Below are 22672 nucleotides of genomic sequence, written 5' to 3'. Positions count from 1 at the left end.
TAGGGCTTCTACCCTTACAAGGCCCGCCTTTTTTCAATTTGTCGAACCGGCCGACACCATCTTCCTGGCGAAGAACGCGTCGATCGCCTGCGCAACCGATCCGACCGTCTTCGATCGCCAATTATCGGACACCAGATGTTCGAGGTCGCTTTTGTTCGAAACATAGCCCAGTTCAATCAGCACCGATGGTACGTCCGGCGCCTTGAGCACTTTGAAGCCTGCGGATTTGAGCGGATGTTTGTGCATCCGCGCCGTAGTCTTCATTTCGCTTTTCAACATGCGAGCAAAGCGATTTGAGAAGGTGCGGGTTTCGCGTTGCGCAAGGTCGATCAGGATATCGGCGACGTCGGTCGGCTCCTCGGTCAGATTGACGCCGCCAATGGCGTCGGCCTTGTTTTCCAGTTCGGCAAGCCGTTCGGCTTCGGCGTCGGAGGCCTTGTCCGACAACGTGTAAATGGTGGCCCCTTGGGCATCGCCCTCGCCCCGTGGCAAAGCGTCGGCATGGATGGATACAAACAAGGCCGCTGACTGATTGCGCGCGACCCGTACCCGGTCGCCCAGCGGGACGAAGGTATCGTCGGTTCGGGTCATGATGACGCGGTATTTGCCGGTCTTTTCGACCCGATCACGCAGGGCCAGCGCAAAACCCAGGACCAGGTTTTTTTCGCTTTCGCCGCCGGCCTGGGTGCCGTTGTCGATGCCCCCATGGCCGGGGTCGATGACCACCAACGGACGCTTGTCGGCCGGCTGAACCGTTCCGGTCGCGTCCACAAAGGATGTCGCAGCGGCAGCCGGCGTGGCAACCGTATCCGCGGGCCGCAAATCCGGTCGACTCTCCGAGGCGAGCGACTGGACGAACGTGGTCCGATCCACGGCTTCAAGTTCGAGGATCAGGCGGGGCGGCTGACCGTTGGCCGCGGCCAGCACATACGATTTCTCGATTTTGGCAGGTCCGGCGAGGTCAAATACGATGCGCGAACCGCCGGGCATCACCAGACCGTAGCGGAATGCCTTGATCAGCCCGCGCCGGGCGGTTCCGGCACCGGCGGCAAGCTGAAACGTAAGCTGAGGAAGATCGACAATGACGCGATAGGGGTCGGCAAGCGCGAACGCTCGAAATTGGACAGTTTTGTCGAGGTCGAGAATGAAGCGGGTTTGCTTGTCGTCGCCCGCCAGCCTCACGTCTGAGGCGACCGGAAAATTTGCAGCAACCGCAGAAGACGCTGTTTCGCTATCCGCCGCCCTGGCCGCGGCTGGCAGAAGGCAGCATATTGCTGCAGCGCACGCTATGGCGCATCCAAGCAAAACCCTATGATTTGCGCGGCCCGCCAATGATTCATCCCTCCGAGCAGCCTTCCTACCGCAATAGAACTGCAGGGTTAATCGAAGCTTAACGCGGTAGGAGCGAATCAGGGACGGTGTTGCCGCATTGCGACGCCTTGCATGGAGCCGTCGATCCACGTATGTAAAAGGGGCTGACGGTTTAACTCCCGGTTGTGTCGCGTTCAGTCTCCCGGTGCAGCGCCGGTTCCTCCGAACAATTGTTAGAGGTTCCAGCGTCTTTCCGATCCTTCCACGGCCAGCGCCAGCGCGCGGCCGGTCTGGCGGGACGGTTTCGAGCCCGAGCGGCGTCCGCCCCCAGGTCACTTTCTTGCTCTAGGGCGGCTTAGGCACTTCATTACCGGTTATTTCGGCTCCAAAGCCGAGATATGCGCCAGCCGGCAAGCGCTCCAGCGCCGGGCCGGACCGACAGCAAGAGACCAGGCGGCGTCTTTGCCGCCAACGTGTTCAGACGGGCCGACGCTTGATGCGCCAGACTGAGATGCCGACCAAGACCCACGCAAGGATTGCGCCGACGCGAATCGAAAGCTTCGCGCGTCGCCCTGTAACGGGATCGCGTTCGGCTGGGCGTCCCGGGTTGCGTTTCGGCCTTCCCCTCACCCCCGAATCAGGTGGACCGTCGCGTCACCCGCTTGCGCGACATGCGCTTGCCGTCCCGCGCGCCGTCCGCCGCCAAGAGTCCCAAAATGCCCAACAAAATGTTGATCGATGCCACCCATCCGGAAGAGACCCGGGTTGTCGTGGTCCGCGGCAATCGAGTCGAGGAATTTGATTTCGAGACCGCCCAGCGCAAGCAATTGCGCGGCAATATCTACCTCGCCAAGGTTACCCGCGTAGAACCGTCGCTGCAGGCCGCATTTATTGAATACGGCGGCAATCGCCACGGCTTCCTGGCCTTCAGCGAGATCCATCCTGATTATTATCAGATTCCGGTTGCCGACCGTCAGGCTCTGATCGAAGCGGACGAACGTGCGCATCGCGAGGCCGAAGAAGAAACCGAAAACCGTTCCAACCGCCACCGCCGTCCGCGACATCGCAACTCGCGCCGCCGCGGCAATGGCGAGCGCGTGCAGAGCGAGATCCTCAGCGCGGAAAGTCCGGAGCTCGTGCAGGCCGTGCAGCCACACGATGATGAGCCTCACGGACACGAGCAGCACGACCATGAGCACGGCGACGCTGCTCATGGTCATACGGACGATGCCGGACATCACCAGGCGGACGCTGATCATCAGCCGTACGCTGATCATCATGACCACCAAGGTCATGAGCATTCCGACGAGCACGTTCCCAACCCCACCGACCATGCGCATGAACACGGGCAGGTTCATGCTCAGGTCGGGGACCCGACTTCGGCGCCGGAAGCCCCGACCGGGACGCCGGTTCCGGAACCGATGGAAGCGCCCGCGGCGCTCGAAGCCGATGTGCCGGTCGATGTGGAAGTACGCGATGAGCACGCGCACGAAAATCAGGCGTATGCCGGCGACGCGCCCCATGCCGAACACGCCGAGGGCGATCAGCCTCCCTCCCGGCACGACGACCATGCCGCCGTTCCGCAGGGCGACGAACATCACGATGACGACGAAGACGACGGCGACGAGGCCGAGGACGAAATCGTCGAATCCGTCGGCGGCGACGACGTCATGGAGGAAGTGCCGGAACGTGCCTTCCGTCCGCGGCGCCAGTACAAGATTCAGGAAGTCATCAAGCGCCGGCAGGTGATGCTGGTTCAGGTCGTCAAGGAAGAGCGAGGCAACAAGGGCGCGGCACTGACCACCTATCTTTCGCTGGCCGGCCGCTACGCCGTGCTGATGCCCAACACCGCGCGCGGCGGAGGCATCAGCCGCAAGATCACCTCGGTGCAGGATCGTTCGCGGCTGAAGGAAGTGGTGCAGGATCTCGACGTGCCGGAAGGCATGGGAATCATCCTGCGCACGGCCGGCGCCTCCCGCACCAAGCCGGAAATCAAGCGCGACTTCGAATATCTGATCCGCATGTGGGAAACCGTGCGCGACATGACCCTGAAATCACAGGCGCCGACCCTCGTCTACGAGGAAGGCTCGCTGATCAAGCGGTCGCTGCGCGATCTCTACAACAAGGAAATCGACGAGATCCAGGTCGCCGGCGAAGCCGGTTACCAGGAAGCCCGCGATTTCATGAAGATGCTGATGCCGTCGAACGTGCGTGCGGTCCGGCAGTATCGCGACGGCCAGCCGCTGTTTTCGCGCATGGGCGTCGAGAGCCAGCTTGACGCGATGTTTTCGCCCACTGTGCAATTGCGTTCCGGCGGCTATATTGTGATCAACCAGACCGAAGCGCTGGTTTCGATCGACGTCAACTCCGGCCGTTCGACCCGCGAACATCACATCGAGGATACCGCGCTCAAGACCAACCTCGAAGCCGCCGAGGAAGTCGCCCGCCAGCTGCGGTTGCGCGATCTCGCGGGCCTGATCGTCATCGACTTCATCGACATGGACGAGAAGCGGAACAACCGCTCGGTCGAACGCAAGCTCAGCGATTGCCTGCGGCAGGATCGGGCGCGCATCCAGGTCGGGCGCATCTCGCATTTCGGCCTGCTGGAGATGTCACGCCAGCGCATCCGCGCCAGCGTGCTGGAAAGTTCGACGGAGCCCTGCCCGCAATGCGGCGGCAGCGGCCACGTCCGCTCGGTGTCTTCGGTGGCGCTGCAACTGTTGCGCGGTCTCGAAGAAATACTGATGAAGGGCGCTACGCACAACCTCGTGGTGAGGACGCGAACCGATGTCGCGCTCTACGTGCTCAATCATAAGCGCGGCCACCTGCGCGATCTGGAAAACAGTTTCAAGGTGACCCTCGCGGTGGTCGCAGATACCACGGTAAGCGCCCAGCAATCGTTCGTTATCGACCGCGGCGAGCAGGTGCATACGCTCGAAGCGGCCAAAGCGTTGCTGGCTGCTCAGGTCGCGGCATTTCCTGCCCAGGCCGAAGAAGCTACTGACGACGAGGAGCCGTTCGACGTCGAAGCTGAAGTTGAAACCGAAGAAACCGAAGGTCTCATCGACGATCAACCGGCCGGCGATAACGGAGAAACCGACGTCGATGGCCCCAAACGCAAGCGGCGGCGGCGGCGGCGCGGCCGTTCCGGCGAAGCGCGCGACGGCGGGCCTGCGCGCGACGAGAGTGACATTCCCCCAGCCGCCGCCAATGTTGACGCCGATGTCGCCGGCGGCGATGACAGCGAAACCGACGAAGACGAGTCCGAGGAACAGATCGGCGAGGTCCGCACCGAGCCGGCGAGCGGCGAGCGGCGCCCCCGCCGCCGCGGACGTCGCGGTGGGCGCCGCCGTCGCGGCGGTCTCGAGGATGGTTTGGCCGGATCGATTGCGGACGAGCTGGAACCGACCTCTGTCTCCGAGGCGGCTGCCGCGGTGGCCGATTTTGATGGACATCCGCTTGAACCGGATCGTCCGGCGATTGAGCCCGAACCCATGGCGCTGCAACCCGAACGGCAACACGCGGATGATGGTCCCGAGGAAGCGCCTGCCGCGCCTGCACATGATGAGACAGCACAAGAGGCGGAAAAAGCCGCTCGCCGGCGTTCAACCGTGCGCGAGAAGGTGAGCTTCCTGGTCGACGCGCAGCCTTCAGAGTCTCCTGCGCCGGCCAGTAGTCAGTCTGAGGCTGAGCCCGCGGCTGCCGCGCCCGCTCCTCAGCAGCCCGCGCCTGAAACCGAGGCCGATACCCAGCCGCGCCGCGCCGGATGGTGGTCGCGCCGCTTCGGCAGCGGTGACTAACGTCGCCTTGAAAAACCAAAACCGCCCGATAAAACCGGGCGGTTTTTGCGGCGATGGTGTCAGCCGGTCGTGATGGCGGTCTCCAGATCGGAGGGATCGATCCTTTGATTCAGATTGGTATGCAGCTTTCGGTGATCGAGTTCGCCTTCCCACCATGACACGACTACGCACGCCACGCCGTTGCCGCAAATATTGGTAAGGGCGCGGCATTCGCTCATGAACTTGTCGATGCCCAGAACGATAGCCATGCCGGGCACCAAGCGCGGATCGACCACGGCCAGCGTTGCCGCGAGCGTAATGAAACCCGCGCCCGTGATCCCGGATGCGCCCTTCGAAGTCAGCATCGCGACAAGCAGGATTGTTATCTGCTGGCCGATGGTCAGATCGAAACCAAGCGCCTGCGCGATGAACAGGGTCGCAAGTGTCATATAGATATTGGTGCCGTCGAGATTGAACGAATATCCGGTCGGCACCACCAGGCCCACCACCGACTTGGAACAGCCCAGCCGTTCGAGTTTCTCCATCAGGGATGGAAGCGCGCTTTCCGACGATGACGTGCCGAGCACGATCAGCACTTCGTCCCTGATGTAGGCCAGGAACTTGAAGATGGAGAAACCGACAACGCGTGCGATGACGCCAAGCACGACAAACACGAAAAGCGCGGAGGTGACATAGAATGTCGCAATAAGCCCGATCAGGTTCAGGATCGCGCCGGTGCCGAACTTGCCGATCGTGAAGGCCATGGCTCCGAACGCGCCGACCGGCGCCGCCTTCATGACGATGGCGATAACGCCGAACACCCCGTGCGCTGCATCGTCGATGAAGGAACGCAGGCTATGGCCGCGCTCGCCAAGGCCCATCAAGGCAAAGCCGAAAAGAATCGAAAACAGCAGAACTTGCAATATCTCTCCGGCCGCGAAGGCGCCGACGACGGTATCGGGAATAATGTGCAGAAAGAAATCGACGCTCTTCTGGGCTTCCGCCTGCTTGGCGTAACCAGCCACCGCCTGAGCATTGGCCATGGCGCCGCCGAAGCCCGCGCCTGGACGTACCAGATTTCCGACAATCAGCCCGAGGACGAGGGCGAATGTCGAAACGATCTCGAAATAGACCAGCGCCTTGATGCCGATGCGGCCGACTTTCTTCGCATCCTGAATATGGGCGATGCCGGAGACAACGGTGCAGAAGATGATGGGCGCGATGACCATCTTAATCAGCTTGATGAAGCCGTCGCCGAGCGCCTTGATCCAGTCATTGGTCGCATAAGCCGGCTCAAGCCAGCCGAAAAGCGCGCCGAGCGCGATCGCAATCAGCACCTGGACGTACAAAATCTTGTACCAGGGTTTCGCAGCGGCGCGCGCCGGGACTGGTGTTGCGGTCACTGCCGTCATGACATTCACTCCCTTGTTCAGTCCGAGGGATATGTCCGTCATTTGCGCGCAGACACCCGCCCGGCTCACAGCCAAAGCAATCAGGCCTATAAAGTCAATGGCGTCAACGGATTTTCAGCCGCACGAAACAGCGGAGGCGCCTCACCCCCGTATAAGCGTGCCGTGCGCGAGCCAGCGCGTGATGCGCGCTACGGCTTCATGCATGTCGTCGGCCGAGCGCGCATAGGAAAAGCGAACGTATCGATGCCCGTGAACCGGATCGAAATCCATCCCGGGTGTCGCTGCCACGTGAGCCTGCTGCAGCATCTGTCTGGCGAAATCCAGACTGTCGGAGGTGAATTCGGAAACATCTGCATAGAGATAGAAGGCGCCATCGACAGGCAGGAATTGCTTGAGGCCGGCTTGCGGCAAACCTCCGGCCAAAATGCGGCGGTTCTCTTCGTAGCCGCGCTTTACTTCTTCCATCTCGGCGCGGCCTTCGAACGCCGCCTCGGCGGCAACCTGCGACAGCATCGGCACCGAAATCGAAAGGTTTTGCTGAAGCCGCTCGATGGGGCGCACCAGCGGCGCGGGGACGACCATCCAGCCGACTCGCCAGCCGGTCATGCAGAAATATTTCGAGAACGAATTGATCACGACCGCATCCGGCAGAAGTTCGGCTGCAGTCACGGCCGGGAAGGCATAGTCGAGGCCGTGATAGATCTCGTCCGAAATGAAGCGGATGCCTTCGCGTTCGGCGGCCGCCATCAAGCTGGTCAACGCCTCGCGCGACATCATCGTGCCCGTCGGGTTGGCCGGGCTTGCGACCAGCACGCCCTTCAGCGGCGTCCTGCGATGCGCCGACAAGAGCGCCTCGCCTGTCAAAGCGTGGCGCGTTTCGCTGGAAGTCTCGATCAGCACCGGCTCGCAGCCGAGCGCGGTCAGGATATGGCGATACGGCGGATAGCCGGGCACCGTCACCGCGACCCGGTCGCCCGGCTCGAACATCGCGAGAAAGGCGAGAATGAAAGCCCCGGATGACCCGGTGGTGACGACGATGCGCCCGGGATCGACGACGCAGCCATAGACCTCCCGATAATGCCGTGCGATGCGCTCCCGCAACGAGGCAATGCCGAGCGCCGAAGTGTAATCGATCCGCCCCTGTTGCAACGCCGCGCGCGCGGCCTCGATCGCGGTCCTCGGCGCAGACGCCGCAGGCTGCCCCACTTCCATGTGAATCACATGGCCGCCGGCCGCCTCGATCCGGCCGGCCGCCGCCATTACGTCCATCACCATGAACGGCGGCACTTCGCTGCGTCCGGACGCGGTCAGCAGGCTTTTGGCTTCGTTTCGTGATGTCGCGTCAAGCATCGAAATCTGCTATTTGACCCGCGCCCCATACTGGCCGCATTCCAAGGCTTGTTAGGGCATATATCGGTTTTGAACCATGGCCAATGATTAAAGATCACGCGCAGCCTGCCGGCCCGACACGGCGCGGTAAAATCTCCAAACTGAGCGCGGTCGTCACCGCGGCGGCGATGGCGGTTGTGCCGGTAACAGCGCTTGCGCAGGAGAACAAGGGTCCGGCGCTGCTCCGCGACGCCGAGATCGAGCAGCTGCTGCGCGACTATACAAGGCCAATCCTGCGCGCTGCGGGTCTCGAGAAGCAGAATATCCAGGTCGTCATCATCAACGACGGCGGTTTTAACGCTTTCGTCGCCGACGGCCGCCGCATCTTCGTGAACTACGGCGCACTGATGAAATCGGAGACGCCCAACCAGCTGATCGGCGTGCTCGCGCACGAAACCGGCCATCTGGCGGGCGGCCATCTCGCCAAGATGCGCGAACAACTGGCCCAGGCGCAGACGCAGATGATCATCGCCATGCTGCTCGGCGCCGGCGCGGTTGTGGCCGGTGCGAAAAGCGGCAACAGCAACAGCGGCCTCAGTAACGTCGGCGCCGCCGCGATCAGCGCGCCGCAGGAAGTCATCAAGCGTACCTTGCTGTCCTACGTACGCCAGCAGGAAGAAAACGCCGACCGCGCCGGAGTAAAGTTTTTGACCGCAACCGGACAATCGGCCAAAGGCATGTACGAAACCTTCAAACGATTCACCAACGACAGCCTGTTCGCCGCCCGCGGCGCCGATCCCTATTTGCAATCGCATCCGATGCCGGCGGAGCGTGTCGCGGCGCTGGAGGAACTCGCCCGGTCAAGTCCCAATTGGGACAAGAAGGACGATCCGCCCCTCCAGTTGCGTCATGACATGATGCGCGCCAAGACCTCCGCGTTCATGGAACGGCAGGATACCGTGTACCGGCGCTATCCGCTGTCCGACACCAGCCTGCCCGCGCGTTATGCGCACGCCATCGCAACCTACCGACACGGCGATCTGAGCGCGGCGCTCGCCCAGATCGATGCGTTGATTCAGATGCAGCCCGGCAACGCGTATTTCCACGAATTGCGCGGCCAGGCCCTGCTGGAGCGCGGCAGGCCCGCGGACGCCATTGTTCCGCTGCGGAAGGCCGTGCAACTGTCAAATAACGCCCCGCTCATCGAGATGTTACTTGGTCAAGCCCTCGTGGCGTCGGATAACAAAGCCTATACCGAGGAGGCCATTGCGATTCTGCGCGCCGCGGTAGCCCGGGAAACCGAAGCGCCGATCGGCTATACCCAGCTCGCGATGGCCTATGGCCGCAAGGGCGACTACGCACAGGCCGATCTGGCGTCGGCGCAGGCCGCCTTTCTACGCGGCGACAACAAGACGGCGCGCGATCTTGCTTCGCGCGCAAAAACCCGTTTCGCCGTCGGCACCCCAGGATGGGTCAAGGCCGACGATATCGTCACTGCAAAGCCGCTGCCCGGCCAGAAGAACTAGAACGTTTGACAAGATGCGCGCACCTGGATCTGAGCGCTTCGTTTCAGAAACCGGTTCACAACAGCTACCCGAGGACTTGTCCAAGAACTTGCCGAGAGGATTTGCCAAATGCCCAGGTTCCGTTTTCTTGCACCCGCATTGCTCGCGCTCGCATTGTGCGGCGCGCCCGCGATCGCATCGGCGCAAAGCTTTTCCGACACCCAGCGCGGAGAGATTGAAACCATCATCAAGAACTATCTTCTCGCCCACCCGGAGGTGCTGGAAGAGGTTTCGGCCGAATTGAGCAAACGGCAAACCGCTGCCGAAGCCGAAAAACATGAAGCCGCCGTTGTCAGGAATGCGCAGGCGATTTTCTCCTCGCCCCGCGGCGTTACGGTCGGCAACAAGGATGGCGACGTCACCTTCGTCGAGTTCTTCGATTACAATTGCGGCTACTGCAAGCGTGCAATGACCGACATGCTCGAACTGATGAAATCGGATTCGAGGTTGAAGGTCGTGCTGAAGGAATTCCCGGTGCTCGGGCCGGGTTCGGTGGAGGCGGCGCAGGTCGCCGTGGCCGTCCGCATGCAGGATCCCGCTGGCAAGAAGTATCTCGATTTCCACCAGAAACTGCTCGGCGGAAAGGGCCAGGCGGACAAGGCCCGCGCGATGGCAGCGGCAAAGGATGTCGGCGTCGACATGGCGAAGCTGGAAAAGGACCTTGCCAGTCCCGAAGTGCGCGCCACGCTGGAAGAGAACTTCAAGCTTGCCGAGGACATGGGCATGAACGGCACGCCGAGCTACGTGATCGGCAAGCAGGTGGTGATCGGCGCGGTCGGCGTCGACAGCCTCAAGGAAAAGATCGGCGTCGCCCGCTGCGGCAAGGCCATCTGCTGACGCACCGTCGTTTAGCGACAAAAACCGGCCATACGCAGCCGGTTTTTCATGGTTTTGCAGCCGATGCGGTTTTATCATGTGAATAAGGCAGCCGGCGCCTAGAGGCTTCCCCTTCGCCCCATTGTTACCTATAACCCCGGCATATCAGTACCATCGCCGGGACTTGGATGGCCAAAACACCTGCCGGAACGATTTACGTGCTTAACGGCCCGAACCTCAATCTGCTCGGGGCTCGCGAGCCGCAGCACTACGGCCACGCCACGCTTGCCGACGTCGAGAAACTTTGTGCCGACACCGCGGCGCAATTTGGTCTCGCAACCGATTGCCGCCAGTCCAACCGCGAGGGCGAATTGATCGACTTCGTTCACGAAGCGCATGCGAGGAGCGCGTCCGGCATCGTCATCAACGCCGGCGGCTATTCGCACACCTCGATTGCGCTTCACGACGCGCTGACGGCAGTGAAAATTCCCACCGTCGAAGTTCACATCAGCAATATCTACGCCCGCGAAGGGTTCCGTCATCACTCCTTCACCGCCAAGGCGGCGTTCGCGACCCTTTGCGGCTTCGGTGTCGATGGGTACCGGCTTGCGATCAACGGCCTCGCCGCCAAAATCGGCGCCAAAGCCAAAGCCTGAACCCCGCAACGCCCCCAGACAGGAATTTCGGATTACCAGCATGGCACGCCAGCCCGAAGACACGAAATCAAAACCGAACGAACAGCCCGACGACAGCGCGCTGATTCGCGAGCTGGCACTGCTGCTCGATGAAGCCAATCTGACCGAGATCGAGATCGAACGCGCTGGTCTGCGGGTGCGGGTCGCACGCAATATCGGTGTCGCAGCCGCTATCCCCGCCAATTACGCGCCCCCCTCCGGGACTCCGGCGGCTGGTTCAGGTCCGGCGCCGGATGCCGACGTCGCAACACATCCGGGCGTAGTGCCCTCGCCCATGGTCGGCACCGTGTACTGGGCGTCCGAACCCGGTGCAAAACCGTTCATCGAGGTCGGAGCCAAGGTGACGACCGGACAGACGCTATTCATCATCGAGGCGATGAAGACGATGAACCAGATCCCGGCGCCGCGCGCGGGCACGGTGACGCAGATCCTGGTCGAGGATGGCATTCCGGTCGAATACGGCGAACCGCTGGTGGTTATTGAGTAGGCCGGATGCGTCCTAGCCCGAAGAAACCAACTGCCGTCATCGCGAGTAGCGACACGACGAAGCAATCCATCTGCTGGTTTTCAAACCGGTGGGTTGCTTCGTTGCGCTCGCAATGACCGATCAGGGCAAAATAGCGATGTTCGACAAGATCCTCATAGCCAATCGCGGCGAGATCGCACTGCGGATCCTGCGCGCGTGCAAGGAACTCGGCATCGCCACCGTCGCGGTGCACTCCACCGCCGACGCCGACGCCATGCATGTGCGGCTTGCCGACGAGAGCGTCTGCATCGGCCCGCCGCCCTCGAAGGACAGCTATCTCAATATTCCGGCATTGCTCGCCGCCTGCGAAATCACCGGCGCGGACGCGGTGCATCCGGGCTATGGTTTTTTGTCGGAGAATGCGCGTTTCGCCGAAATCCTCGCGGAACACAATCTGCATTTCATCGGCCCCAAGGCCGAGCACATTCGCCTGATGGGCGACAAGATCGAGGCCAAGAAGACCGCGAAGAAACTCGGCATTCCGGTGGTGCCCGGCTCCGACGGCGGGGTCGGCCCGGACGACGACGCGATGGCGATCGCACAAGGGATCGGATTCCCGGTCCTGGTGAAAGCGGCGGCGGGCGGCGGTGGCCGCGGCATGAAGGTGGCGCAGACCGCCGACGATTTGATGATGGCGCTGTCCACCGCCGGCAATGAAGCCAAGTCGGCGTTCGGCGACGCCTCGGTATATCTGGAAAAATATCTGCAGAAGCCGCGCCATATCGAAATCCAGGTGCTCGGCGACGGCCGTGGCGGCGCGATCCACCTCGGCGAGCGCGATTGCTCGCTGCAGCGACGCCATCAGAAGGTATGGGAAGAAGGACCTTCGCCGGTTCTGGCCGCGGCTGCACGCAGCAAGATCGGCGAGACGGTGGCCAAGGCCATGCGCGATATGAAATATCTCGGCGTCGGCACCGTCGAATTCCTTTACGAGGACGGCGAATTCTATTTCATCGAAATGAACACACGCATCCAGGTCGAGCATCCGGTCACCGAGATGATCACCGACATCGATCTCGTGCTGGAGCAGATCCGCATCGCCGCCGGCGGCGATTTGCCGGCGACGCAGGGCGAGATCGCCATCATGGGGCACGCCATCGAGTGCCGCATCAACGCGGAAAATCCCGAGACCTTCCGCCCGTCGCCGGGGAAGATCACCCGATATCATCCGCCCGGCGGGCTCGGCGTGCGGATCGATTCCGCCGTCTTTCAGGGTTATGTAATTCCTCCCTATTACGACTCGCTGGTCGGCAAGCTGATCGTCCATGGCAAGACCCGTGGCGAGTGCCTGATGCGGCTGCGCCGGGCGCTGGATGAGATGGTGGTGGACGGCATCGAAACCACACTGCCGCTGTTCCGCGCCTTGGTCCGCGAACCCGCCATTATCGATGGCGATTACCATATCCACTGGCTCGAACAATATCTCGCAAGCAGGGCTGTGGGTTGAGTTGTGCCTCGCGATTTGGCGCCTGTCGGCGGAACTATCCGGGGAGCGCGGGGTTGGGGGTGGTCGGCCGGGAACCACCGGTGCGGGGGACCGTTGATTTCGCTGGTTAAGAGCCTTGTGACTGCCGATGCCACGCGCCGCCGTGCGGTGTGGCAAATCCTGCTGCTTGCAGCGGGATTTTTTGTGCTGGTCGCGATCAGTTTGACCTCGGTCATCCTGGTCAATCAGGCTCGCGAGGACAATGGCTGGGTGGTGCATACCGTCGAGGTTGAAAACCAGGTCAACACCGTGCTTTTGGAGCTTCGCCGTGCCGAAAGCGCTGCACGTGGCCATCTCTTGACATTGGGGCCGCAATTCCTGGCGGACCACGACGCGGCCGTGGCCGGCATCATTCCCGACGTGAACCGGCTGGCGGAACTGACGGCCGACAACCCGGTGCAGATCGCAAATATCCAGAAGCTGCGGCTCGCGATCGGGCAACGACTGGCCCAGTTCGCACAGGAAATGGATTTCATCAAGCGAAGCGACCGGGTCAGCGCCACCGAACTGGTACGTCAGGCCGCCGGCAGCGATACGACGGGATCGATCCGCGACGTGGCGACGGCGATGCTCGCCGAGGAAAACCGGCTGTTTGCACAGCGAACGCGGAAAGCGGACCGCACCCAGGTTCTCGCCTCCTCCGTGACCATCGCCGGATCGAGTTTCGTGATAGCGCTGGCCGGCCTCTCGATCTTCCTGGTGCGGCGATCGGCGCGGGCGCGCGATGACGCCGAGGCGCAATTGCGCGACAGCAATCTCAACCTGGAATCAATCGTCGGTGAACGGACCGCCGACCTTCGCGAGGCCAACGAAGAAATCCAGCGTTTTGCCTACATCGTCAGCCACGATCTGCGCTCGCCGCTGGTCAACATCATGGGCTTCACCAGCGAACTGGAAGAATTGCGCGGCGACATCTTCAGGCGGATCGCCACGCTTGGCCGTGTTGCATCTTCCTCGCCGCTGGTCCCGGAAAATGCAACCGACGACGCCGAGCCGGCGCTGGATGGCGCGGACAGGCAACTCTCGCAGGACTTTACGGAAGCGCTCGGCTTCATCAAATCCTCGATTGCCAAGATGGACCGGTTGATCACCGCGATCCTCAATCTCACCCGCGAAGGACGGCGCGAATTCCGGCCGGTGCCCATCGACACCCGCGAGCTCATCGAAGGCATCGTCTCCACCGTCGCGCATCAGGCCGCGGAGGCGGAAGCGCAAATCCGCATTGAGGCGCTGCCTGGCATCGTCAGCGACCGTCTTGCCCTGGAACAGATCTTCTCGAACCTGATCGACAATGCGCTGAAATATCTCAAGCCCGGCGTCCCCGGCGAGGTCACGGTCCAGGGCCGGACAAAACTCGGGTTTGCGATCTTCGAGATCAGTGACAATGGCCGGGGTGTCGATCCAAAGGATCACCAGCGGATTTTTGACCTTTTCCGCCGCGCCGGACCACAGGACCGTCCGGGACAGGGAATCGGGCTCGCCCATGTCCGGGCCCTGGTGCGGCGGCTCGGCGGAACCATATCGGTGGCCTCGGAACTTCACAAAGGCAGCACTTTCACGATAACACTGCCGGCCGCATGGACGGCTACCCAACGGGACGGAAACGCATGAGTAAACCAGTCAAGATCATCATGATCGAGGACGACGAGGGGCACGCCCGCCTGATCGAGCGCAACATCAGGCGCTCCGGTGTCAACAACGAAATCGTCCCGTTCACCAACGGTACAGCCGCGGTCAATTACATGTTCGGCGAGGATGGCAGCGCCATTGCCCACAAGGGACAGGCGCTGCTGATCCTGCTCGACCTCAACCTGCCCGACATGACCGGAATCGAGATCCTGCGGCGGGTCAAGGAAAACAACTATTTGAAATGCGCGCCGGTGGTGGTGCTTACCACCACCGACGATGCGCAGGAGATCAAGCGCTGCTACGAGCTGGGCTGCAACGTCTACATCACCAAGCCGGTGAATTACGAAAGTTTTGCCAACGCCATTCGCCAGCTCGGATTGTTCTTCTCCGTTATTCAGGTCCCACAAGCCATCACATGACGTCAACCGCGCCCACGCTGTTGTACATCGACGACGACGAGGCGCTTGCCCGGCTGGTCAATCGCGGACTGACGCGGCAGGGTTTCAATGTCGTCCATGCGGCCGATGGCGAGGCCGGACTTGCGCGCCTGCGAGAAGGCGGCATCGACGTCGTCGCGCTGGACCAATACATGCCCGGCCTCGACGGGTTGGAGACGCTGGCGCGGATCCTGAAAATCCCCGCCGCTCCGCCGGTCGTATTCGTCACGGCATCGCAGGATTCCAACATCGCGGTGACCGCGCTGAAGGCGGGCGCCGCCGACTATCTGGTCAAGGACACGCTCGGCGATTTCATCCCCCTGCTCCACGTCGCGGTCGATAGCGCGATCAAGCAGGCGATGATCCGTAAGGCCCGTGACGACGCCGAGGCCGAGGTCCACGCTTCCCGGGACCGCTACGCGGCGCTTGCCGCCGAGCGCGAGGTGTTGTTGCGCGAGGTGAATCATCGCGTCGGCAACAGTCTGCAGATCATCGCCTCGCTGCTGCACCTGCAGGCTAATTCCAGCGCCCAGGACGACGTCAAGGCGGCGCTGACCAACGCCATGGGACGCGTCGCCGCGGTGGCGCAGGTGCATCGGCGGCTTTATACTTCGCATGACCTGAAAAGCGTGCTGCTCAATCAGTATCTCGAGGCGCTGCTCGAGGATCTGCGGCGTTCCGCCGAAGGCAACAAGATGTCGCGGCTGACGGTGAAAGCCGAAGCGATCGAGATCGATCCTGACCGCGCGGTGGCTATCGGCATCATCGTCAACGAGCTGGTCATGAACGCGGTGAAATACGCCTATCCCGAGGGCGCCGGACCGATCCACGTCGTACTTAACGCGCAGGGCGACAATCTCGAACTGTCGGTCGCCGACGACGGCGTCGGCCTCAACGTCAAGACCGATCCGCGCTCCACCGGCATGGGCCAGCGCATCGTCACCGCCATGGCGCAGAAACTCGACGCCAACGTCGAGCGCGATCCCGAACACGCCGGCACGCGGATCGTGCTGCGTTTCCGCCGCGTCAGCGCGCCGGCGCGGGTCAAGCCGGCGAGTGCGGCGGAGTAAGTTCAGCGTGTCCCCGGACGCAGCGCCATAAGCGTTTACGCGCATCTTCGCTGCGCATGGCGTAGCTCTTGCGAAGCGGTGTCAGGCATAACGATGCCGGCGTTCGGTACGGTCCCCACTCTGCGGAGCGGCATCATCGCGATGTTTCGCATCGCCTTAGAAGTCCGCACCGCGTCGGGAGCCGAGATTCATCCAATCAAGCGCAGCCACGGCAGCACGATCAGGACCAGCCCGGCAAAATAGATCAGGCCGAAGATCAGCCCGAACTTCCAGAACTCGGCTTTGCCGATGTAGCCGCTGCCGAAATACATCGGCGCGGGTCCGGTGGCATAGGGGGAGATCACCCCCATCAGCCCCAGCGAGTAGACGCACAGCAGCGTCAGGGTCGCCATCGGCATTTCAGGGATGCTGCTGCCGACTGCAAGCACCACGGGCAGCACAGCCGCGGCGTGAGAAGTGATGCTGGAAAAGAAATAATGGATCCAGAAGAACAGCGAGACCAGCAGGACCATGCCGGTCAGCGGCGACATCGTCTTCAGCGGCTCGGCGAATTCGTCCGCAAGCCATTTGATGAATCCGATTTCGTTCAGCCCCGACGATAGCGTCAGCAGCGAGGTGAAATAGAAAAAGACCTCCCACGCGGCTTTTTCCGCGACGATATCGGCGAAATCGATCACCCCGGTGACCAGCATCAGCGCGATCACGACGAAAACCACCATGGTTGCGTTGATGAAATTCGAACCCAGTCCTGGAAGGCTGATGTTCGGATTGGAGCCGGTGATCCACAAAAACATCGCCAGCAGCACCAGCGCCGTCATGATCCGTTCATTGCGTGTCAGCGGACCCATCGCCGCCAGTTCATCCGAACTCCACACCACGATCTCGGGACTTTCCTTCACCTCGGGCCGGCAGCTCAAATAGCTCAGCAGCGGCACCAGCACGAGCAGCGGTAGGCCGAGCGGCGCAAAGCCGATGAACCATTGCGACCAGCCGACATCGACGCCGGCGATTTTTTTGGCGATCCCCAGAGCTGCGGCGTTGGGCGCCAGCGCGGTGAGGAAAAGCGAGCTGGTGACGGCTGTGGTCGCGAACGCTGTCCACATCACATAGGTCCCGATCTTACCCGCGGTGGGTCCGGGCTCGGAGCCGTAGATACGAGGGATATTGCTGACGACCGGGTACACGGTGCCGCCGCTGCGCGCGGTGTTCGAAGGCGTCGCCGGGGCCAGAACAAGATCGGCGAGTGCTACGGCATAACCGAGGCCAATGGTGTGGCGGCCAAGGCCGCGCACCAGCAGCAACGCGATCCGCCTGCCGAGCCCGCTCTTGCGGTATCCGATCGCGAACACGAAGGCACCGACGATCAGCCACACCGTGCTTTCGGAAAACCCGCTCAGCATCCAGCGCAGCGATTTATTGGGATCGTTCTCGACGTAGCCCATCACGCCGGCGAAGGTCAGCCCGATCAGGCCGACCGCTCCCACCGGCATGGACTCCAGGATCAGGCCCGCGATGACCGCCGCGAATACCGCAAAATAGTGCCACTGGCTGGCGTTCAGGCCCGCCGGAACTGGCATCAGGTACAGTGCGAGCCAGATCCCCAGCGGCGCGAGGGTCTTCCATTTGATGTTCACAGCCGTCCCCCCGTCTTCCCGGCGCCTTTCCGGAATAATAGCAAGGCCTGCAGAAACACCAAAGCTTTGCCGCGCTCTCCCATCGCGCGCGCCCTGCCCGGCTGCTACAATCGCGCCATGAGCTCCCGCGATTCCGCTTCGTCGGACATCACACCCGAAATACTGCTGCGCGCCTATGCCTCTGGCATCTTTCCGATGGCCGAAAGCGTCGACGATCCGACGCTGTTTTGGGTCGAGCCGGAAATGCGTGGGCTCCTTCCGCTCGATGGCTTTCGTATCAGTTCGCGGCTCAAGCGCACGGTGCGGTCGGATGTTTTCCGCATTACCGTCAACACCGCCTTCAAGGCCGTGATCGACGGTTGTGCGGCGCCGCATCCGGGCCGCGACGACACCTGGATCAACCGGCGCATCCGCGACCTCTACACTGGCCTGCACCAGATCGGCCATTGCCACAGCGTCGAGGCCTGGGCCGGCAACGATCTCGCCGGCGGGCTGTATGGCGTCAGCCTCGGCCGTGCCTTCTTCGGCGAGAGCATGTTTCATCACGCGCGCGATGCCTCGAAGGTCGCCTTGGTGCATCTCGTCGCGCGATTGATCGCGGGCGGATTCATGCTGCTGGATACGCAATTCGTCACCGCGCATTTGCGCAGCTTCGGCGCGATCGAAGTGCCGCGGCGACGCTACCGCGTGCTGCTTGATCAGGCGGTGGCGGGGAATGCTGAGTTTTCGCGGTTGCCGGCGCAGGTCGACGGCGCAGAGGCGCTGCGTATCATTGCCGCGCGCGAAGGCACTCGTTAGCCGTCATTGCGGGCGAAGCGAAGCAATCCAGAGCAGCAAGCAAGGCTGGATGCTTCGTCGCAAGAAGCTCCCCGCAAGGACGGCGGTGAACGCGGCGACCTGCTCACTGCCTGAAGATGTTGAAGAACGGATTCGTCTGTTGCTGCGGCGGCGGTTGCGGCCGCGGCTGCTCCTGGACCTGTTGTTGCGGCGGCAATTGCTGCGGCGGCGGGCGGGGCGCGGCCTGCTTTGGCGGCGCGCGCTTTTGCACCGGCGCGGGCGGCGGGGCTTTGGCGGATCGGGCTGCGCGCTGACGATGGTCTGCGACGGTCCTTTACAGTCGGTGAGCCAGATGTCGTAGATCGGATGCTCGACGCCGTGCAGGCCGGGGCTGGCTGCGAACATCCAGCCGGAAAAAATCCGCTTCACCTCGCCTTGCAGCGTGATCTCGTCGACCTCGATGAAGGCGTCGGTATTGGTGGTTTCCGTCGCCGGACGGGTGTAGCAGGCGTCGGTCTTCACTCGCAATGCGCCGAACTGCACGGTTTCGCCGATCTCGGCGTCAAAATTGATGATGCGCCCGGTGATCTTGTCGAGACCGGAAAAACTCGCCTTCTTGTTGACGATTTTGCTGGCCGGGGGCTCGGTGACGACCTCGTCGCCGGGCTGCAGGGTGGCCGGCGTCCCCGGTACCGCCTTGGGCTGGCGCTGCCCTGGCGACGGATTGGGTTGCGGCGGCGCGACCGCGACGCCTTGAGCCGGCAGCGGCGGTGCGACCGCAACCCCGGAGGGGGCGTTCTGCGGAATGACGGTGGTTCCGGGCGGCGGCGCCAACGGCTGAGACTGCACCGATCCCGGCGGCGGCACGCCCTGCCCCGGCGCCGGACGATTGGGCGTTGGCAGAATGCGGCCCTGCGGCAGTTCCGGGACTTCCTCTTCGTCGTCCGGTTGCTGCTGGACCTGGCCGCGCGGAACGTTGCCCGGCGGGCGCGGCGCGGGGTCGGAAAAAATATTGCCGAGCTGCGCGCGCGCCGGAGGCGCGATCGCCGATGTCGTGGCGGCGATCAAAGCCGCAAAACCCGTCAGGGCAATGGTTCGAAACATCCGGTACCCTAAGCGAATCAGGCTCACGACATTGTATCGGAGATCGTCTGGCCGCGGCCGGCCGCCCGCAATGCTCCGGTTAACACGCCGAATACGGCGGGGAAAGGGCGAGCCCGGATCGTCATTCCGGGATGCGCCTTTTCGAAATGACGACGTTTGAATAAGGCGCGCGGCTGGTCAGGCTGCGCTGCAAATGAAATAATCGGCCATGAAATCCGGAGCATCCGGAACAGAGGGGAAATGTCTGAAATGCCCGATCGTTTTCGTCTGGATGGCCGCGTTGCGGTGGTCACCGGTGCCGCCGGCGTCATCGGCAGCGCGACCATAAAGCTGCTCGCCGCGCGCGGCGCGCGCATCGTCGCGGTGGATCGCGATGAGAAGCAGCTGCTGGCCGCGATCAGGGATTTGCCGGCGCAGGCCGAGGCCTATCCGCTCACTGCGGACGTGACGCAGGAAAACGAAGTCGCCCATTACGTTCGCGCAACGATGGATAAATTCGGCGCCGTCGACGTGTTCTACAACAACGCCGGTATCGAGGGCGATATCACGCCGATCGTACGCTATTCGCTGCAGACGTTCCGCCGTGTACTCGACGTCAACGTCGTCGGCGTCTTTTTGGGCATGAAGCATGTGCTGCCGGTGATGTTGAAGCAGGATCGCGGCAGCATCATCAACACCGCATCGATCGCAGGACTGATCGGCTCGCCTGATATTCCGGCCTACACCGCCAGCAAGCATGCGGTGATAGGCCTAACCAAGACCGCGGCGATCGAATGTACCGGCACCCAGGTACGCGTGAACTGCGTCTGCCCAGGCCTGATCGACAGCCGGATGCTGAGCGCGATCGTCGAGGGCCGCAATCCCGGCAACGCGCCCGTCCCGAACGAAAAGATCGTCGATCGAACGCCGGCACGGCGGCTCGGCCTTGCATCCGAAGTCGCCTCGGTGGTGGCATTCCTCGCCTCGGACGAGGCGAGCTACGTCACCGGCTCCGCCTATACCGTCGACGGCGGACGAACCACCGCCTAAGGTCGGTTGTCATTCCAGAGCGCGCGGCGCGAATCCGGAATCCAGGATCGTTGCCCAGATTCCCGGTTCAACGCGAGGACGCGTGTTTTGGAATGGCAATAGTGAAATCAAAACCAGCAGGTTCGTCCATCATGCCCGTCGTTCTCGATCCGGATGCCGCCGCCGTCTACACCGCTTTTCAGAAAGCAGGACGCCCGCCCTACGAGAGCGGCTCGCCGGCGCAAGCGCGCGAACTGTACCTGAAGAACCGCGTCGCCACCAATCCGGAACCGCCCGAACTGGCGTCGGTCAAGGAGATCGCGATCCCCGGGCCCGCCGGCGCCGTTCCGGCGCGGATCTACACGCCGAAGACGCTCCGGCAAACCGACGGCATGGCGCCCTGCCTGGTGTTTTTTCACGGCGGCGGCTGGGTGATCGGCAGCCTCGACTCGCATGACGTAGCGTGCCGCACGCTGGCGCATGAGGGCGAACTGATCGTGATCTCGGTGGATTACCGGCTCTCGCCCGAGGCCAAATTTCCCGCCGCGGTCGAGGACTCCATTGCCGCGACAAAATGGATTTCTGAAAATGCCATGACCCTGGGCATCGATGCCGCGCGGCTGATGGTCGGCGGCGACTCCGCCGGCGGCAATCTCGCCGCGGTGGTCTCGATCCATGCCCGCGACGAGAGCGGACCGAAGCTTGCCGGCCAGGTGCTGATCTATCCCGGCACTGATTTCCGGATGACGCATCCCTCGCACCGCGAGCCCGAAACCAGCGTCTTGCTGACGCACTCGGTCATCCAGTGGTTCAAGAACCACTACCTGAACGGCCCTGAAGACATCGACGATTGGCGCGCTTCGCCGGCGCGCGTGGAAAATCTTGCAGGCCTGCCGCCGGCCTATGTCTTGACCGCGGGCGCCGATCCGTTGCGCGACGAAGGCGAGGAGTTCGCCAAACGGCTCAACGACGCCGGCGTACCGGTGACCTACAAGACCTATCCCGGCCAGTTCCACGGCTTCTTCACCATGGGCAAATTGCTGCCGCAGGCCATCGTCGCGGCAAAGGAAATCGGCGTATGGCTGAAGCAGTTGAATTGACGGCCCGGTCCACACATCGTCATTCCGGTCCTGCCAAGGACGCATCCCGGAATGCTACCGCATTCACTTGCGCCCAAGCGCCTGTATCACCGACGGAAGCAGTCGTGCTGCGACAAGAGCATGTCCATCGGCCGTAAGATGAACGCGGTCGGCTTGAAGATATTTTCGGGTAACGCCACTTCCGGTTACCGGGATGATTTTGATGCCGCGGCTGCGGAGCCTCGCAACGATCGAGGCGAAATCCGCTTTCTGATCGCCCAGACCTAATCTCCGCGCATTGTACGCGCCGCCGAGCGTTCCGAGCAGCACGATCCTGGTCCCCGCAGGAACGGCCTGATCAAGCCGGGCCAGCAGGTCCGCATTGGTGTTGCCGTTGACGCCCGCGTTGGCAACATGCGCGTTGTAGCCCTTTGCGGCGAGCATCCGCTCCAGTTGCGCCGGAAAAGCCTCCGAACTGCTGACGCCCCGGCCGGCCACGTTGCTGGCGCCCAGCGCTACGATCTGCGCATGCGCCGCACCGGCAAGACTTAACGCAGCCAACAACACTCCCGCGGCCAGGCGGACAACGGACCTCGCTCGGCCCTCACGCCTGCGTCGACGCATCGAATTCATGTCGGCATCCCGTCGTGGTTGGCAGCGACCTTGCCATTTCCCGACGGCGTCGCGGCCGCGCGCTGCACATTGATCCTTCGAAAACCACCGGCACACTAAAATACTTTGGTCTCGCGGAAGATGAGAACGCCGATCATGCAGGATGGCCTTATGTCTGAAATCGAGGGAAATACGGCATTTCAGACGCCAAGCCACCATGGCAGGATTGGAAATGACGCTATAAGCCTATTCAGTTACCCGGCGTCCAGGGCTGGTAATCGCCGGTCGCCGCAGGCCGCCGGCCGCTCGCCAGCGTCGAGCCGGACGGCCGGTAAGCCGCAGGCGTGCCCGTCAGGTTCGGGATATGCGGCTTTTCCCATTGATGCGGCGTGTAGGTTTCCTC

The 22672-nt window shown here is 62.6% G+C and carries 18 protein-coding genes and 1 pseudogene; 12 read left to right on the top strand and 7 right to left on the bottom strand.

The features are described from left to right. Positions 1-33: 33 nt before the first annotated feature. Positions 34-1332: an N-acetylmuramoyl-L-alanine amidase gene (locus ACFE72_RS20540; RefSeq protein WP_375414962.1), complete on the bottom strand. Its 1299-nt coding sequence runs from the start codon at positions 1330-1332 to the stop codon at positions 34-36. Between the two features lie 695 nt (positions 1333-2027). On the opposite strand from ACFE72_RS20540, the gene ACFE72_RS20535 reads away from it, so the two are divergent. Next, positions 2028-5111, top strand: a complete 3084-nt coding sequence (locus ACFE72_RS20535) for an Rne/Rng family ribonuclease (protein WP_375414961.1) — start codon at positions 2028-2030, stop codon at positions 5109-5111. A gap of 59 nt (positions 5112-5170) precedes the next feature. Here the strand turns inward: ACFE72_RS20535 and ACFE72_RS20530 are convergent, their stop codons facing one another. Both ACFE72_RS20530 and ACFE72_RS20525 read right to left on the bottom strand, forming a co-directional pair. After that, entirely contained in the window at positions 5171-6502 is a 1332-nt protein-coding gene (locus ACFE72_RS20530) for a dicarboxylate/amino acid:cation symporter (protein WP_375414960.1), read from the bottom strand. 141 nt (positions 6503-6643) lie between these two features. Then, positions 6644-7852 (bottom strand): pyridoxal phosphate-dependent aminotransferase, encoded by a 1209-nt coding sequence (locus tag ACFE72_RS20525; RefSeq protein WP_375414959.1) that lies wholly within the window; start codon positions 7850-7852, stop codon positions 6644-6646. 83 nt (positions 7853-7935) lie between these two features. On the opposite strand from ACFE72_RS20525, the gene ACFE72_RS20520 reads away from it, so the two are divergent. The 8 genes from ACFE72_RS20520 to ACFE72_RS20485 all read left to right on the top strand — a co-directional run bounded on the left by ACFE72_RS20520 (position 7936) and on the right by ACFE72_RS20485 (position 16055). Further along, positions 7936-9357 carry a M48 family metalloprotease gene (locus ACFE72_RS20520; RefSeq protein WP_375414958.1) on the top strand — a complete coding sequence of 474 codons (1422 nt, stop codon included), beginning with the start codon at positions 7936-7938 and terminating at the stop codon, positions 9355-9357. Between the two features lie 108 nt (positions 9358-9465). After that, positions 9466-10233: a DsbA family protein gene (locus ACFE72_RS20515; protein WP_375414957.1), complete on the top strand. Its 768-nt coding sequence runs from the start codon at positions 9466-9468 to the stop codon at positions 10231-10233. Positions 10234-10400: 167 nt separating this feature from the next. Further along, the gene (gene aroQ, locus ACFE72_RS20510) at positions 10401-10868 is read left to right on the top strand and encodes a type II 3-dehydroquinate dehydratase (RefSeq protein ID WP_375414956.1); all 468 of its coding nucleotides are present in this window, start codon (positions 10401-10403) and stop codon (positions 10866-10868) included. Between the two features lie 40 nt (positions 10869-10908). Further along, positions 10909-11394 (top strand): acetyl-CoA carboxylase biotin carboxyl carrier protein, encoded by a 486-nt coding sequence (gene accB / locus ACFE72_RS20505; protein WP_375414955.1) that lies wholly within the window; start codon positions 10909-10911, stop codon positions 11392-11394. 136 nt (positions 11395-11530) lie between these two features. Beyond that, positions 11531-12880, top strand: a complete 1350-nt coding sequence (gene accC / locus ACFE72_RS20500; protein WP_375414968.1) for an acetyl-CoA carboxylase biotin carboxylase subunit — start codon at positions 11531-11533, stop codon at positions 12878-12880. Positions 12881-12997: 117 nt separating this feature from the next. Continuing rightward, positions 12998-14530: a CHASE3 domain-containing protein gene (locus ACFE72_RS20495; protein ID WP_375414967.1), complete on the top strand. Its 1533-nt coding sequence runs from the start codon at positions 12998-13000 to the stop codon at positions 14528-14530. Continuing rightward, on the top strand, positions 14527-14967 hold the full coding sequence (locus tag ACFE72_RS20490) for a response regulator (RefSeq protein ID WP_375414954.1): 441 nt from the start codon (positions 14527-14529) through the stop codon (positions 14965-14967). The genes ACFE72_RS20495 and ACFE72_RS20490 overlap by 4 nt, the downstream gene beginning before the upstream one ends. Then, a complete protein-coding gene (locus ACFE72_RS20485) occupies positions 14964-16055 on the top strand; it encodes a sensor histidine kinase (protein WP_375414953.1) in 1092 nt (363 codons plus the stop codon). Before ACFE72_RS20490 ends, ACFE72_RS20485 begins: the two co-directional genes overlap by 4 nt. 188 nt (positions 16056-16243) lie before the next feature. On the opposite strand, the gene ACFE72_RS20480 is transcribed toward ACFE72_RS20485, so the two are convergent. Then, a complete protein-coding gene (locus ACFE72_RS20480; RefSeq protein WP_375414952.1) occupies positions 16244-17689 on the bottom strand; it encodes a DASS family sodium-coupled anion symporter in 1446 nt (481 codons plus the stop codon). Positions 17690-17806: 117 nt separating this feature from the next. Between ACFE72_RS20480 and aat the strand changes: the two genes are divergently transcribed. Further along, positions 17807-18487, top strand: a complete 681-nt coding sequence (aat, locus tag ACFE72_RS20475) for a leucyl/phenylalanyl-tRNA--protein transferase (protein ID WP_375414951.1) — start codon at positions 17807-17809, stop codon at positions 18485-18487. Between the two features lie 3 nt (positions 18488-18490). Here the strand turns inward: aat and ACFE72_RS20470 are convergent, their stop codons facing one another. Then, positions 18491-19570 carry a DUF2155 domain-containing protein gene (locus tag ACFE72_RS20470; RefSeq protein WP_375414950.1) on the bottom strand — a complete coding sequence of 360 codons (1080 nt, stop codon included), beginning with the start codon at positions 19568-19570 and terminating at the stop codon, positions 18491-18493. Between the two features lie 249 nt (positions 19571-19819). On the opposite strand from ACFE72_RS20470, the gene ACFE72_RS20465 reads away from it, so the two are divergent. Together ACFE72_RS20465 and ACFE72_RS20460 are read left to right on the top strand one after the other, a co-directional pair. Continuing rightward, complete coding sequence (locus ACFE72_RS20465; RefSeq protein WP_375414949.1) at positions 19820-20599, top strand: SDR family NAD(P)-dependent oxidoreductase; 780 nt, start codon at positions 19820-19822, stop codon at positions 20597-20599. Positions 20600-20730: 131 nt separating this feature from the next. Next, positions 20731-21678: an alpha/beta hydrolase gene (locus tag ACFE72_RS20460; protein ID WP_375414948.1), complete on the top strand. Its 948-nt coding sequence runs from the start codon at positions 20731-20733 to the stop codon at positions 21676-21678. Between the two features lie 63 nt (positions 21679-21741). Here the strand turns inward: ACFE72_RS20460 and ACFE72_RS20455 are convergent, their stop codons facing one another. Both ACFE72_RS20455 and ACFE72_RS20450 read right to left on the bottom strand, forming a co-directional pair. After that, positions 21742-22218, bottom strand: a complete 477-nt coding sequence (locus ACFE72_RS20455) for a GDSL-type esterase/lipase family protein (protein WP_375414947.1) — start codon at positions 22216-22218, stop codon at positions 21742-21744. Positions 22219-22519: 301 nt separating this feature from the next. Then, positions 22520-22672 (bottom strand): annotated as a pseudogene (locus tag ACFE72_RS20450) (NADH:ubiquinone oxidoreductase subunit NDUFA12); the annotation flags it as partial.

It is taken from the genome of uncultured Bradyrhizobium sp. (assembly GCF_964252615.1).
GTDB lineage: Bacteria > Pseudomonadota > Alphaproteobacteria > Rhizobiales > Xanthobacteraceae > Bradyrhizobium.
This window is presented reverse-complemented; position numbering and strand designations above follow the sequence as displayed.

Bases quoted from the DNA above. Each gene is read 5' to 3' on its own strand.
- ACFE72_RS20485 (WP_375414953.1), top strand. From the start codon at position 14,964: ATGACGTCAACCGCGCCCACGCTGTTGTACATCGACGACGACGAGGCG.
- ACFE72_RS20520 (WP_375414958.1), top strand. From the start codon at position 7,936: ATGATTAAAGATCACGCGCAGCCTGCCGGCCCGACACGGCGCGGTAAA.
- aroQ (WP_375414956.1), top strand. From the start codon at position 10,401: ATGGCCAAAACACCTGCCGGAACGATTTACGTGCTTAACGGCCCGAAC.
- ACFE72_RS20490 (WP_375414954.1), top strand. From the start codon at position 14,527: ATGAGTAAACCAGTCAAGATCATCATGATCGAGGACGACGAGGGGCAC.
- ACFE72_RS20465 (WP_375414949.1), top strand. From the start codon at position 19,820: ATGCCCGATCGTTTTCGTCTGGATGGCCGCGTTGCGGTGGTCACCGGT.
- ACFE72_RS20470 (WP_375414950.1), bottom strand. From the start codon at position 19,570: ATGTTTCGAACCATTGCCCTGACGGGTTTTGCGGCTTTGATCGCCGCC.
- ACFE72_RS20535 (WP_375414961.1), top strand. From the start codon at position 2,028: ATGCCCAACAAAATGTTGATCGATGCCACCCATCCGGAAGAGACCCGG.
- ACFE72_RS20530 (WP_375414960.1), bottom strand. From the start codon at position 6,502: ATGACGGCAGTGACCGCAACACCAGTCCCGGCGCGCGCCGCTGCGAAA.
- ACFE72_RS20525 (WP_375414959.1), bottom strand. From the start codon at position 7,852: ATGCTTGACGCGACATCACGAAACGAAGCCAAAAGCCTGCTGACCGCG.
- accB (WP_375414955.1), top strand. From the start codon at position 10,909: ATGGCACGCCAGCCCGAAGACACGAAATCAAAACCGAACGAACAGCCC.
- ACFE72_RS20515 (WP_375414957.1), top strand. From the start codon at position 9,466: ATGCCCAGGTTCCGTTTTCTTGCACCCGCATTGCTCGCGCTCGCATTG.
- ACFE72_RS20460 (WP_375414948.1), top strand. From the start codon at position 20,731: ATGCCCGTCGTTCTCGATCCGGATGCCGCCGCCGTCTACACCGCTTTT.
- aat (WP_375414951.1), top strand. From the start codon at position 17,807: ATGAGCTCCCGCGATTCCGCTTCGTCGGACATCACACCCGAAATACTG.
- accC (WP_375414968.1), top strand. From the start codon at position 11,531: ATGTTCGACAAGATCCTCATAGCCAATCGCGGCGAGATCGCACTGCGG.